We start from the raw sequence: 12,148 nt of genomic DNA, 5'->3' as shown, positions 1-12,148 counted from the left end.
CGCAGTCCGCGCCGGACGCGGTGCCCGCGATCCGCCGCTTTCCGCTGATTGCTGCGTTACACCCCCAACCGGTCCCGCAGCGCATAATACCACGAGCCGATCATCGAATAGGGCACCCGCAGCGTCCGGCCCCCGGGGAAGGGCAGCCAAGGCACTTTGGCGAACACGTCAAACCGGGTTTTGTCGCCATCAATCGCTTGGGCGAGGATTTTGCCAAAGGTGTGCGATCCGGTGACGCCGTGACCGGAATAGCCATGGGCGAAATAGGTGTTGGCCCCGAGGCGACCCAATTGCGGCACCCGGCTGAAGGACAGCGCGAAGTTTCCGCTCCAGGCGTAGTCGATCTTGACGCCTTTCAGGCTGGGATAGACCTTTTCCATGGCGGGGCGCAGCTTTGCTTCGACATCGGCGGGATCGGTGCCGCCATACACGGTGCCGCCGCCAAAAATCAGGCGCTTGTCGGCCGTCAGGCGGAAATAATCCAGAATATACCGGATATCTTCGACACATTTGTCGGTGGGCAGAAGGGCGTTGGCCCGGTCGTCACCCAGTGGCGCGGTCGCCATCATCTGGGTCGATACCGGCATCACTCGGGATTCAAGCGCCGGGACCACATGGCCAAGATAGGCGTTGCCGCATAGCACCAAGGTGGTGCAGGTCACGGTGCCGCCCGCAGTTGTCACCACCGGCTTTGCCGCTTCGGTATCGGCATGAAGGACCGGGGATTGCTCATAGATCACCCCGCCCAGCGATTCAAACGCAGCCGCCTCGCCCAGACACAGGTTCAAGGGGTGCATGTGGCCCCCGGTCGGGTCGATCAGGCCGCCTGCATAAACGTCGGACCCGATGTGGTCGCGCAGTTGTGCCTTATCCAGCATTGTTTGATTGGTAATGCCATAGCTGGCCCATAGGGCGCGGCGGGCCTCCAGCTCTTTCATATGCGCGGCGGTCAGGCCGGTGAAGATGTTGCCCGGTTTCAGGTCGCAGGCAATCTTATAAGTGCTGACCCGCTCGCGGATAATCTCGCCGCCTTCCTGCACCAACGAGGCGACGAAATTCGCCGTGTCCTGGCCGTACCGCCCCTTGATCGTCTGCAAGCTGGCGTTCAGTCCATTGACGATCTGGCCGCCATTGCGCCCCGATGCGCCCCAGCCGACCCGCGCCCCTTCCACAATCGCGACCTGATAGCCTTTTTCGGCCAAATGCAGCGCGGTGGACAGGCCACTGTAACCGGCACCGACGATGCAGATGTCCACATGGGTGTCGCCGATCAGGGCAGGGCGTTCCGGCGCGGGGTTGGCACTTGCCGCATAATAGCTGCCGGTGTGCTTGGTCTGGCCGTTGCGGGCAAAGGTTTCGATCGCCATCACACCGACTCCAGATAGCTGTCATATTCAAAATCGGTCACGTAGCGTGAGAACCGCTTCAGCTCTTGCATCTTGCACTCGACCAGCATGGTTTGCAGCCGTTTCGAAAAGACGTCCTGCACATGGGGGCCGCGGCGAAACGCCTGAATCGCGGTGGCCCAGTCCAGCGGCAGGTGATCCAGTTTTTGACTATAGGCATCACCGACAATCGGCGCGGCGGGCTGCATCTTGCCTTCGATCCCGACCAGCGCCCCGCCCAGAATGCTGCTGAGCACCAGATAGGGGTTTGCATCCCCCCCGGCCACGCGGTGTTCGATCCGCCGTGCCTTGTGACTGCCGCCGGGGATGCGGATCGCGGCGGTGCGGTTTTCATAACCCCAGGCCACGCTGGTGGGCGCATGAGCGCCGGGCAACAGCCGCCGGTAAGAGTTTTGGTGCGGCGCAAAAGTCAGGGTATTTTCCTGCATCGTGACCAACAACCCGGCCACCGCATTCAACATCAACTCGGTGCCTTCGTCGCCGCCATTGTCAAACAGGTTCACGCCGTTTTCGTCCACAAGGCTGAAATGCACATGAAAGCCGTTGCCCGACCGATCGCCATAGGGCTTGGCCATAAAGGTCGCGGCCATGCCGTGTTTGCGCGCAATGCCGTGAACCAAGCGTTTGAACAACACCGCATCATCTGCGGCCTGCAACGGGTCCGCCACATGCACCATATTGATTTCAAACTGCCCGGCGCCGTTCTCCGAGATCGCCGCATCGGCCGGGATGCCTTGTTCCTGACAGGCATCGTAGACGTCATTCAGGAAAGCATCGAAATGTTGCAATTCATCCAATGACAGCGCCCCGTCAGAATCCAGCCGCTTGCCAGTGACCGGCGAGCAGGGGGGCTGCGGCTGTGCGTCGGTGGGGTCGCAGAGATAAAACTCAAGCTCGGTGGCCACGACCGGGGTCAAGCCCAACGCCTTGTAGCGTTCGACGATATTGGACAGCGCATGGCGCGGGTCCCCGGGAAAGGGCTGACCATCTTCGGTGTCCATCCAGAACATCACCAGCGCAGAGGGCCGACTGGTCCAATTGACCATGACGATAGGGCGCCCGGTGAATTCGCAGATGCCGTCCGCGTCGCCGGTTTCGAACACCAGTTCGTTGTTTTCGATATCTTCGCCCCAAATATCCAAGCTCAGCACCGACAGCGGCATCCGCAGCCCGCCATCCATGATTTCTTTGGCCTTTTCGATTGGCAGGCGCTTGCCCCGCATCGCGCCGTTCAGGTCGCAGACGCAGGCAAAAACAGTCTCGATTTCAGGGCGCTCCTGAAGCCATTTTCTGATATTGGTCGCAGGCATTTCGGGGATATCCTTTTCGGTCACCGGTCACGGATCAGCCTGTCTGCGGCGCATTCTGGCTGACGTCGGACGGTCAATGGAATTGAGGTAAACCGATCCTGTGCAAAATGAAACAGGGTTCAGACGGCTGCGGGGTGGCAGTGGACCTTGACGGCGCGGCCATCAATGCCGAAATAGGGCGGGCGGTCTGTTTTCTTACTCTCGAAGACGAAAGACGGCCCCGCCGTGTCGGGGTTTCGTGTGTCGGAGGTTGATCGATGTTTCCCTGTCGGAGTGTTCCATGAAATTTCGCTTTCCGATCGTCATCATTGACGAGGATTTCCGTTCGGACAATTCGTCCGGCCTTGGCATCCGCGCCGTTGCCGAAGCCATCGAAAGCGAAGGCTTCGAGGTTTTGGGCACCACCAGCTATGGTGACCTGTCGAAGTTTGCCCAGCAGCAATCGCGCGCCAGTGCTTTCGTCTTGTCCATCGATGACGAGGAATTCACCCCCGGGCCGGATCTGGACCCTGCAGTGGTGAACCTGCGCAATTTCATCGAGGAAGTCCGGTGGAAGAACGAAGACGTTCCGATTTACATTTACGGGGAAACCAAAACCAGCCGCCATCTGCCCAACGACATTCTGCGCGAACTGCATGGCTTCATCCACATGTTCGAGGACACGCCCGAATTTGTCGCCAAGCACATTATTCGGGATGCCAAGGCCTATCTGGAAGGCATCCAGCCGCCGTTCTTCAAGGCGCTGCTGGATTACGCGGAAGACGGGTCCTATTCGTGGCATTGCCCGGGGCATTCCGGGGGTGTCGCATTTTTGAAAAGCCCGATTGGGCAGATGTATCACCAGTTCTATGGCGAAAACATGCTGCGCGCCGATGTGTGCAATTCGGTCGAGGAACTGGGCCAACTGCTGGATCACAACGGCGCAATCGGGGCGTCTGAACGCAATGCGGCGCGGATTTTCAATGCCGACCACTGTTTCTTCGTCACCAATGGCACCAGCACCTCGAACAAGATGGTTTGGCATCATACCGTCGCCCCGGGCGATGTGGTGGTGGTCGACCGGAACTGTCACAAATCGATCTTGCACAGCATCATTATGACCGGGGCCATTCCGGTCTTCATGAAGCCGACGCGCAATCATTACGGCATTATCGGCCCGATCCCGAAGTCGGAATTTGAAATCGATGCGATCAAGGACAAGATTCGGGCCAACCCGCTTTTGGCTCATGTCGATGCCGACACGGTCAAGCCTCGCATCATTACCCTCACCCAATCCACCTATGATGGGGTGCTCTACAACACCGAGACGATCAAAGATCTGCTCGATGGATATGTCGATAACCTGCATTTCGACGAGGCGTGGTTGCCTCATGCGTCGTTCCACCCGTTCTATGGCAATTTCCATTCCATGGGCCAGAAACGCACCCGTCCGACCCATTCCGTCACCTATGCCACCCAATCCATCCACAAGCTGCTGGCCGGGATCAGTCAGGCCAGCCATGTTCTGGTGCAAGACAGCCAGACCACCAAACTGGACCGGCATCTGTTTAACGAAGCCTACCTGATGCACTCCAGCACCAGCCCGCAATATAGCATCATTGCCAGCTGCGATGTGGCCGCCGCGATGATGGAGCCGCCGGGCGGGCGCGCCTTGGTGGAAGAAAGCATCCTCGAGTCGTTGGATTTCCGCCGTGCCATGCGCAAGGTCGACGACGAATATGGCGCGGATGATTGGTGGTTCCAGGTCTGGGGTCCTGAGGAACTGGATGAAGAGGGCATTGACCACCCCGGCAATTGGGTTCTGAAAAAGACCGACACCGAAGGCGTGCAAGCGTCCGACGGCGAAGAATCTTGGCATGCGTTCGGCGATATGGCCCCGGGCTTTAACATGCTCGACCCGATCAAGGCGACGTTGATCACGCCCGGTCTGAACCTGAAGGGCCGCTTTGAGGAAACCGGCGTGCCCGCGTCGATTGTCACCAAATATCTGGCCGAGCATGGCGTCGTTGTCGAAAAGACCGGGCTTTACAGCTTCTTCGTCATGTTCACGATTGGTATCACTAAAGGGCGCTGGAATTCGTTGCTAACCGGATTGCAGCAATTCAAAGACGACTATGACAAGAACCAGCCCATGTATCGCTGCATGCCCGAGTTCTGCGCCAAGCACCCGCATTACGAGAAAATGGGCCTGCGGGATTTGTGCCAGCATGTTCATTCGCTCTACGCAAAGTATGATGTGGCGATCCTGTCGACCGAGATGTACCTAAGCGATCTGACGCCCGCGATGAAGCCCAGCGATGCGTTTTCCCATATCGCGGCCCGGACGACACAGCGGGTGCCGATTGATGACCTTGAAGGGCGGATCACCACCAGCCTTGTTACGCCGTATCCGCCCGGCATTCCGTTGTTGATCCCGGGCGAGGTGTTCAACAAGAAGATCGTGGAGTACCTGAAATTCAACCGGGCGTTTGCCCTGAAATGTCCGGGGTTCGAGACGGATATTCATGGCCTCGTCCAAGAACCGGATGAGACGGGCCAGATGCAATATTTCGCGGATTGCGTCGCAAAGGACTAAACGGCGGCGGGTCATCCAATCCCCGCGCTGGGCCAGAGGCGATCCCGCGTTGGCCCCGCACCCTGCGGATGGGCAACGGTTCGCTCTGGCTTTGGCCTGCCCCGGGCGGGGGCGATGACGGCTTGTTCCCCCGGACGGTGCAGACTAACTGGACCGACCTTTTCACAACTGCGATGCCTCTCATGTCCCTGCGTTACCTCGTTACTCATTCCGGCGGCTTTCATGCTGACGAAGTGCTTGCCTCTGTCATTTTGACCCGCCTTTACCCTGAGGCCGAGATTGTTCGCAGCCGCAAGCCCGAGTGGATCACCCCCGGACCGGACCGCGTCATCTATGACGTAGGCGGTGTCTTTGATCCCGAGGCGGGGATTTTTGATCACCACCAGCGCGGCGCACCGGTGCGCGAGGACGGTCAGGCGTTCAGTTCGTTTGGTCTGATTTGGCGGCAGTTCGGACGCGCCTATCTTGGCCTGCTCGGCGTGCCTGAAGCCGATCTTGAAGCGGTTCACGCCAGTTTTGATGGTGCTTTTGTGGTGCCGGTGGATATGGTCGATACCGGAACCCTGTCGCCGGGTTCGGCCGGTCCGCTGTCGGCAATGACGCTGCCCGGTTTGATCGAAACGCTGAAACCGGTCTTTGATGAGGCCGATCCAGAGGCCGAATTGCGCGGCTTTCACACCGCAGTCAGCATCGCGCGCAGCTTTGTTGAAGCGCGGGTGGCGCGCAGTGCTGCGAAGCTTCGGGCCGAAGCGATGGTCTTGGCCGCGATCGAACGCGCCGGTGAGGGCCGGGTGCTGGAATTGCCAATGGGGATGCCGTTCCGCCCGGCTGTGGTCAAGGCCGGGGCCGATCATCTGCTGTTCGTGGTGACGCCTCGGGGTGACGAGTGGTCGTTGGGGGGCATCCGGCTGAAGGATGACGGGTTTGCCCAGCGTGCCGATCTGCCTGCTGCTTGGGCAGGATTGACCGATAGCGCGCTTGAGCAAGCCTCTGGGGTCGACGGGGCCATTTTCTGCCACACTGGCCGCTTTATCGCCACCGCACGCAGCCGCGAAGCAATTCTTGCGATGGCCAATATTGCGGTGGAGCAGGCGCTGTCCGCCGCTTAAGCTGGATCGAAAGGGGCGGGTGATCCGCTGGGCCGGTCGCCCCCTTCGTCAGGTCAGACCGACGCTGTGATGCGAGGCGTTTGGAAGGGGAAACACGATGCGCAAACCCATCGTTGCCGCGCTGGCGGTCATGCTTTTCGCGGCATTGCCTGCCGCCGAACCCGCCACGGCAGGCGGGCTTGGCCGCTTTGAAGTGGTTGGCGTCGATGAGGATGACATGCTGAAAATGCGGGCCGGGCCCGGTGTCGGCTATATCGTGATCGTCGGCCTTCCGAACGGAACCGTTTTGCAGGTCCAAAGCTGCGAACGGACAGGGGCAACCCGCTGGTGCCGGGTTTCCCTAGACCGGGCCCGGGACCTCAAGGGCTATGTCTCGGCGGCCTATCTGAAGCAAATGTAGGGCAGTGTGGTCGCCGCGCAGGTCGCGCAGCGGGGCCATCCCGAGCGGCGGCGCGGATCTGAGGATCGGTTCAGGCTGTCGCGCCGGTTGTCGAACCGCTGAACCTTGGCTAGGCTTTCCGGGCAATGGGCAACCAGAGGAGGATTGTCGATGAAACGGACATTTGCAGCAGTGGTCAGTGGCGCGTTGGCGTTGGCCCCAGCGGTCGGGGTCTCGCAAGAGGCGGCGATCTACAGCGGCATGGATCGCATCCATCCGGCTTGGGCGGCAAACGGCATGGTGGTGGCTCAGGAAGAGCTGGCCGCCGCGATCGGGCGCGATATTTTAGAGGCGGGGGGCAATGCGGCGGATGCGGGCGTTGCCGTGGCCTTCGCCCTTGCGGTGACCTTGCCCCGGGCCGGCAACCTTGGTGGCGGCGGGTTCATGATCGTGCACGATGCCGAGACCGGCGTCTCAAAGGCCATCGATTACCGCGAAATGGCCCCGATGAGCGCGGATCGCGACATGTTTCTCGATGAGGCGGGCGATGCCGACAGCGAAAAGTCCCGCTTTACCGGCCTCGCAACTGGCGTGCCCGGCACCGTCGCCGGAATGCAGATGGTTCTAGATCAATACGGCAGCATGACCCTTGCCGAGGTTCTGCAACCGGCCATCGGGCTGGCCCGCGACGGCATCGTCGTGACCGCCGATCTGGCCGACAGCCTGAAAGGGCTCGAAAAGCGCCTGAAAAAATGGCCCGCCTCGGAAGCAATCTTTTTCAAAGAGGGCGGCGCGTTTTACGAGCCCGGCGATGTGCTGATCCAATCCGACCTTGCCGCCACCCTGCAGCGGATCGCGGATGAGGGTCCGGTCGGGTTCTATAAGGGCCAGACGGCCCAAGGCATCGTCGATGCGGTTCAAGCCTCTGGTGGCCGCATCACCATGGACGATATGGCCGGTTACGAGGCGCTGAGCCGCGATCCCGTCCGTGGCACCTATCGCGGCTATGAGATCGTGTCGATGCCGCCACCGTCCTCGGGTGGGATCCACATTGTTCAGATCCTCAACACGTTAGAGGAATATCCAATTGGCTTTCTGGGCGCCAACTCATCCGATACCATCCACCTGATGGCTGAGGCGATGAAGCGGGCCTATGCGGACCGGTCGGAATATCTGGGTGACCCGGATTTTTACGACGTGCCGCAGGCAGAGCTGATGTCCAAGGACTATGCGGCGGACATCCGCAAGGGCATCTCGTTAAGCCGGGCGACCCCGTCGGAGCAGATCAAACCGGCGGATCTGGCCCCTTATGAAAGCGATCAGACGACGCATTTCTCGATCGTGGACAAAGACGGGAACGCAGTGTCCAACACCTATACGATCAACTTCTCCTATGGGTCGGGCATGGTGGCGGACGGCACCGGCGTCTTGATGAACAACGAGATGGATGATTTCGCCGCCAAGCCCGGTGTGATGAATGCCTATGGCCTGATTGGCGGCGATGCGAACGCGGTGGAGCCGGGCAAACGGCCCTTGTCCTCAATGAGCCCGACCCTCGTGATGAAAGATGGCGAGGTCTTTTTGGTTACCGGTAGCCCCGGTGGGTCGCGGATCATCACGACCGTCATCCAGATCATCATGAATGTGATTGATCATGGCATGAACATCGCTGAGGCCACCGTGACACCGCGTATCCATCACCAGTGGATGCCTGAGGTCCTGCGGGTGGAAGAGGGCATCAGCCCGGACACCATCGCCGCACTGGAGGCCAAGGGGCATGTGGTCGAGGTGATGTCGACCATGGGCTCGGCGCAATCCGTGGTGGTTGAAGCCGACAGCGGACTGCTGCTTGGCGGTGCCGATACCCGGCAAACAAGCTCGGCCGCGCGCGGCTACTGAACCAAGCGGGCAGGCGGGTGGCATCAGCCGTCCGCCTGCCTTGCGATGAGGGGGCGCGTCTGACGGCCATCCGGTGCTGGGCGCGCCCTTGGCATATGTCATTTCGGGCGTTTTTTAGTCGCGCCGCAGCACTTTTAGAAGGCAAAATTATGGCGATCTTGGTGGTTCACACTGGCGGCACAATTGGGATGCAGGCCACCGCAGATGGGTTTGCGCCACAGGTCGGGATCGTCGAGGACGCCGTGGCAGAGCTGATCGCCGCAGGGCATATCGGCACGTCGGTGGATATCGTCCGGCTGGAGCCCTTGATTGATTCCGCGCAGGCGACGCCGCAGGATTGGCACCGCGTGGCGCAGGCGATCCACGGTGCTCGGGACGCATATGACGCCGTCATCGTGACCCACGGCACCGATACGCTTGCCTTTACGGCTGCCGCGCTTTGTCTGGCGTTGCCGGGTGTGGCCATGCCGGTGATCGTGACCGGGTCCATGCTGCCGCTGACCGTCGCGGACAGTGACGGCCGCCACAATCTGATTGACGCATTCGCGGCGGCGGCAACGGCACCGCCCGGGGTCTGGGTGCAATTTGCTGGTCGCCTGCTGCATGGTGGGCGGGTGCGTAAAGCGCATTCACACGCGCGGGCAGCGTTCGAGGCCACCCCAAGCCCCGTACCCCCAATGATTACGGCAGCACAGCCCGGCTTGGTCGAGGTGCAAGCGCATCGGGTCAGCGTTTTGACGGTCACGCCGGGGTTTTGCGCGGACCTGGCGCTTCATGCTGCGGCGACCTGCGACGGGGTGGTGTTGCGCTGCTTCGGCTCTGGCACCGCGCCGGATACGCCCGCCATGCAGGCCGTCTTGGCAAAGGCGTGGGCGATGCAGGTGCCCGTAATCGCGGTCAGTCAATGTCCCGAAGGCGGCATGAAACTGGGAACCTATGCCGCGGGCAAGATCCTGCGCGATGGCGGCGTCATCGATGGGCGCGCGATGACCGCAGACATGGCTTTTGTGAAAATGCAGTTCGCGCTGAGCCAGTTCGATGAGTTCGAGGCGCGGCGCGGCTACCTTGGCACCGATCAATGCGGTGAGATGCTGGACTAGCCGGTGCGCGGTGGCCGTCGATTGCCGCCGGAGCCGCGGCACGCAAGGCTGCGTGCGTTGGCTCCAGCGGCGATGCGGTGCTCTAGGAGGCGGAAAAGTAACTGGCCAGATTGGTCCGAACCCGGTCCAAAGGTGTCGCGCCAGACATATCCGGCACAAACGCTTGGCCGGTGATGGCTTCATATGCGTCGATATAGACTTGCGATGTGGCGTTGATCAGATCTTCCGGAATGACGGGAAGGTCATCGTGATAGGGATCGCATCGGGCATCCACCCACGAGCGAATGATGTCCTTGTCAAAGGACGGCGGCCGCGTTCCGTCCGCAAAGGCACGCTCATAGCCATCGGCCAGCCAGAACCGGGAACTGTCGGGGGTATGGATTTCATCGGCCAAAATGATGGCACCATCCGCATCGGTGCCAAATTCGTACTTGGTATCGGCAAGGATCAACCCGCGTTCGGCGGCGATTTTTTGACCCCGGGCAAACAACGCCAAGGCTGTGGCCGAAACCGTGTCCCATTGGTCTTGGGTCAACAAGCCTTGTGATAGGATGTCATCCGCGGTCAGTGGCGCGTCGTGCTCGCCGTCAAAGGCCTTGGTCGTGGGGGTAATGATCGGGGTCGGAAGCGGCGCGTGATCCCGCAGACCATCGGGAAAGCTATGACCATAGATCACCCGCTCGCCGCGCTTGTACCGGGGCAAGATCGAGGTGCTGGTGCTGCCGGCCAGATAGCCGCGAACAATGATCTCCACCGGAAGGATCGTCAGGTTCTTGGCGATCACTACATTGGGATCGGGGTATTCCAGAACATGGTTGGCACAGATGTCGCCGGTGTTCTCGAACCAGAAGCGCGCCATTTGGGTCAGGACCTGACCCTTGAACGGGATGGCGGCAAGAATGCGGTCAAACGCGGAAATCCGGTCCGAGGCAATCAGAATGCGCCGCTGCTCGGGCAGGTCATAGCAATCCCTAACCTTGCCGAAATAGGGGTTGCGAAGCTCGGGGATGCGCGCGTGATCGAGCACGCGGTCGGGGTGGGTCATGGCGGCCTGTCCTGAATGAAGCGCGAATGGTGCTGCAATTGCCTATCACACTCTGAGATGGAAGTTCCACGTGCGCGGCACTGCCAATCGCACGCGATCCACGGTTTTCTTGTGATGGCGTCAGCTTGGCGGTGTGGGGGCGCCGGGGATCGCCGCGCGTCTGTCTGTCCCAAGGCGCAACCCACCGCCAGACTTTCCTTTTGCGGGCACCTTGCGTATCAGGGCGCAGAACACCGCCCGGAGGCCATATGCTGAAGACTCGCATCATCCCCTGTCTCGACGTCAAAGACGGCCGTGTCGTCAAAGGCGTAAATTTCGAAGGGCTGGTGGATGCCGGCGACCCGGTTGAGGCCGCAAAAGCCTATGATGCGGCTGGGGCGGACGAGCTATGTTTCCTTGATATCAACGCGACCCATGAAAATCGCGGCACCATGTATGATCTGGCGACCCGAACGGCCGAGCATTGTTTCATGCCGCTGACCATCGGCGGCGGGGTGCGCAGCCATGAGGACGTGCGGAAATTGCTGCTGGCCGGGGCCGACAAGGTCAGTTTCAACTCGGCGGCGGTGGCCAATCCCGATGTGGTGGCAGAGGCGGCGTTGCGCTTTGGCTCGCAATGTATCGTGGTGGCGATTGATGCCAAAACCGTTGCGCCGGGCCGGTGGGAGATTTTCACCCATGGCGGGCGCCGGGCCACCGGTATTGACGCGGTGGAATTTGCCCGGACTGTGGTGGAAAAGGGCGCGGGCGAGATCCTGCTGACCTCAATGGATCGGGACGGCACCCGGGCCGGGTTCAACCTGCCGCTGACCAAGGCGATCAGTGATGCCGTGCCGGTGCCGGTGATTGCCTCTGGTGGGGTCGGGACGTTGGATCACTTGGTCGAAGGTGTAACCAAAGGCGGGGCCAGTGCGGTGCTGGCGGCGTCGATTTTCCATTTTGGCGATTTCACCATCGGCGAAGCCAAGGCCCATATGGCCGCGGCCGGTATTCCCATGAGGCTGACATGACCACGCTCACCCGTTTGTATGACACGATTGACGCCCGCCGCGCTGCGGATCCGGACAGTTCATGGACGGCCAAGCTGTTTGCCAAAGGCCCAGACAAATGCGCCGAGAAATTCGGTGAAGAGGCGGTCGAGGCGATCATCGCGGCGGTCAAGAATGACCGTGACGAGTTGACCAATGAAGCCGCCGATGTGCTGTATCACCTGCTGGTCATGCTGGCGTCGCGCGACGTGGCTCTAAGCGACGTTTTGGCCGTACTAGAGACGCGGATGGGCCAATCCGGGATCGCCGAAAAGGCATCGCGTTAACTCAATTCCG

Annotated in this window: 10 protein-coding genes; 7 read left to right on the top strand and 3 right to left on the bottom strand. The window is 60.8% G+C overall.

From position 1 onward, the window contains the following. Nucleotides 1-56: 56 nt before the first annotated feature. Together BV911_RS00355 and BV911_RS00350 are read right to left on the bottom strand one after the other, a co-directional pair. Nucleotides 57-1,367 (bottom strand): FAD-binding oxidoreductase, encoded by a 1,311-nt coding sequence (locus BV911_RS00355; RefSeq protein ID WP_086051598.1) that lies wholly within the window; start codon nt 1,365-1,367, stop codon nt 57-59. Next, a complete protein-coding gene (locus BV911_RS00350; RefSeq protein WP_086051597.1) occupies nt 1,367-2,716 on the bottom strand; it encodes a glutamine synthetase family protein in 1,350 nt (449 codons plus the stop codon). The genes BV911_RS00355 and BV911_RS00350 overlap by 1 nt, the downstream gene beginning before the upstream one ends. Before the next feature lie 280 nt (nt 2,717-2,996). Here BV911_RS00350 and BV911_RS00345 point away from each other — a divergent pair, with 280 nt between their 5' ends. The 5 genes from BV911_RS00345 (at nt 2,997) to BV911_RS00325 (ending at nt 9,778) form a co-directional block, all read left to right on the top strand. After that, entirely contained in the window at nt 2,997-5,291 is a 2,295-nt protein-coding gene (locus BV911_RS00345) for an arginine/lysine/ornithine decarboxylase (RefSeq protein WP_086051596.1), read from the top strand. A gap of 182 nt (nt 5,292-5,473) precedes the next feature. Continuing rightward, nucleotides 5,474-6,400 carry an MYG1 family protein gene (locus BV911_RS00340; RefSeq protein ID WP_086051995.1) on the top strand — a complete coding sequence of 309 codons (927 nt, stop codon included), beginning with the start codon at nt 5,474-5,476 and terminating at the stop codon, nt 6,398-6,400. A gap of 97 nt (nt 6,401-6,497) precedes the next feature. Further along, on the top strand, nt 6,498-6,800 hold the full coding sequence (locus BV911_RS00335; RefSeq protein ID WP_086051595.1) for an SH3 domain-containing protein: 303 nt from the start codon (nt 6,498-6,500) through the stop codon (nt 6,798-6,800). Between the two features lie 150 nt (nt 6,801-6,950). Continuing rightward, complete coding sequence (ggt, locus tag BV911_RS00330) at nt 6,951-8,678, top strand: gamma-glutamyltransferase (protein WP_086051594.1); 1,728 nt, start codon at nt 6,951-6,953, stop codon at nt 8,676-8,678. Nucleotides 8,679-8,827: 149 nt separating this feature from the next. Further along, nucleotides 8,828-9,778 carry an asparaginase gene (locus BV911_RS00325; protein ID WP_086051593.1) on the top strand — a complete coding sequence of 317 codons (951 nt, stop codon included), beginning with the start codon at nt 8,828-8,830 and terminating at the stop codon, nt 9,776-9,778. 82 nt (nt 9,779-9,860) lie between these two features. Here BV911_RS00325 and BV911_RS00320 read toward each other — a convergent pair whose 3' ends face one another. Continuing rightward, the gene (locus BV911_RS00320) at nt 9,861-10,823 is read right to left on the bottom strand and encodes a phosphoribosylaminoimidazolesuccinocarboxamide synthase (protein WP_086051592.1); all 963 of its coding nucleotides are present in this window, start codon (nt 10,821-10,823) and stop codon (nt 9,861-9,863) included. A 248-nt stretch (nt 10,824-11,071) separates the two neighbouring features. Here BV911_RS00320 and hisF point away from each other — a divergent pair, with 248 nt between their 5' ends. Together hisF and BV911_RS00310 are read left to right on the top strand one after the other, a co-directional pair. Continuing rightward, a complete protein-coding gene (hisF, locus tag BV911_RS00315) occupies nt 11,072-11,833 on the top strand; it encodes an imidazole glycerol phosphate synthase subunit HisF (protein WP_086051591.1) in 762 nt (253 codons plus the stop codon). Beyond that, complete coding sequence (locus BV911_RS00310) at nt 11,830-12,138, top strand: phosphoribosyl-ATP diphosphatase (protein WP_086051590.1); 309 nt, start codon at nt 11,830-11,832, stop codon at nt 12,136-12,138. Before hisF ends, BV911_RS00310 begins: the two co-directional genes overlap by 4 nt. The last annotated feature ends 10 nt before the right edge of the window (nt 12,139-12,148 follow it).

The organism is Pseudoruegeria sp. SK021 (assembly GCF_002119405.1).
GTDB lineage: Bacteria > Pseudomonadota > Alphaproteobacteria > Rhodobacterales > Rhodobacteraceae > Meridianimarinicoccus.
Note: the sequence above shows the minus strand (reverse complement) of the source record. Positions and strands in the feature narration are given on the sequence as shown.

Excerpts from the sequence above, each read along its gene's own strand:
- BV911_RS00345 (WP_086051596.1), top strand. The coding sequence starts at position 2,997 with ATGAAATTTCGCTTTCCGATCGTCATCATTGACGAGGATTTCCGTTCG.
- BV911_RS00355 (WP_086051598.1), bottom strand. The coding sequence starts at position 1,367 with ATGGCGATCGAAACCTTTGCCCGCAACGGCCAGACCAAGCACACCGGC.
- BV911_RS00335 (WP_086051595.1), top strand. The coding sequence starts at position 6,498 with ATGCGCAAACCCATCGTTGCCGCGCTGGCGGTCATGCTTTTCGCGGCA.
- hisF (WP_086051591.1), top strand. The coding sequence starts at position 11,072 with ATGCTGAAGACTCGCATCATCCCCTGTCTCGACGTCAAAGACGGCCGT.
- BV911_RS00325 (WP_086051593.1), top strand. The coding sequence starts at position 8,828 with ATGGCGATCTTGGTGGTTCACACTGGCGGCACAATTGGGATGCAGGCC.
- BV911_RS00310 (WP_086051590.1), top strand. The coding sequence starts at position 11,830 with ATGACCACGCTCACCCGTTTGTATGACACGATTGACGCCCGCCGCGCT.
- ggt (WP_086051594.1), top strand. The coding sequence starts at position 6,951 with ATGAAACGGACATTTGCAGCAGTGGTCAGTGGCGCGTTGGCGTTGGCC.
- BV911_RS00350 (WP_086051597.1), bottom strand. The coding sequence starts at position 2,716 with ATGCCTGCGACCAATATCAGAAAATGGCTTCAGGAGCGCCCTGAAATC.
- BV911_RS00340 (WP_086051995.1), top strand. The coding sequence starts at position 5,474 with ATGTCCCTGCGTTACCTCGTTACTCATTCCGGCGGCTTTCATGCTGAC.
- BV911_RS00320 (WP_086051592.1), bottom strand. The coding sequence starts at position 10,823 with ATGACCCACCCCGACCGCGTGCTCGATCACGCGCGCATCCCCGAGCTT.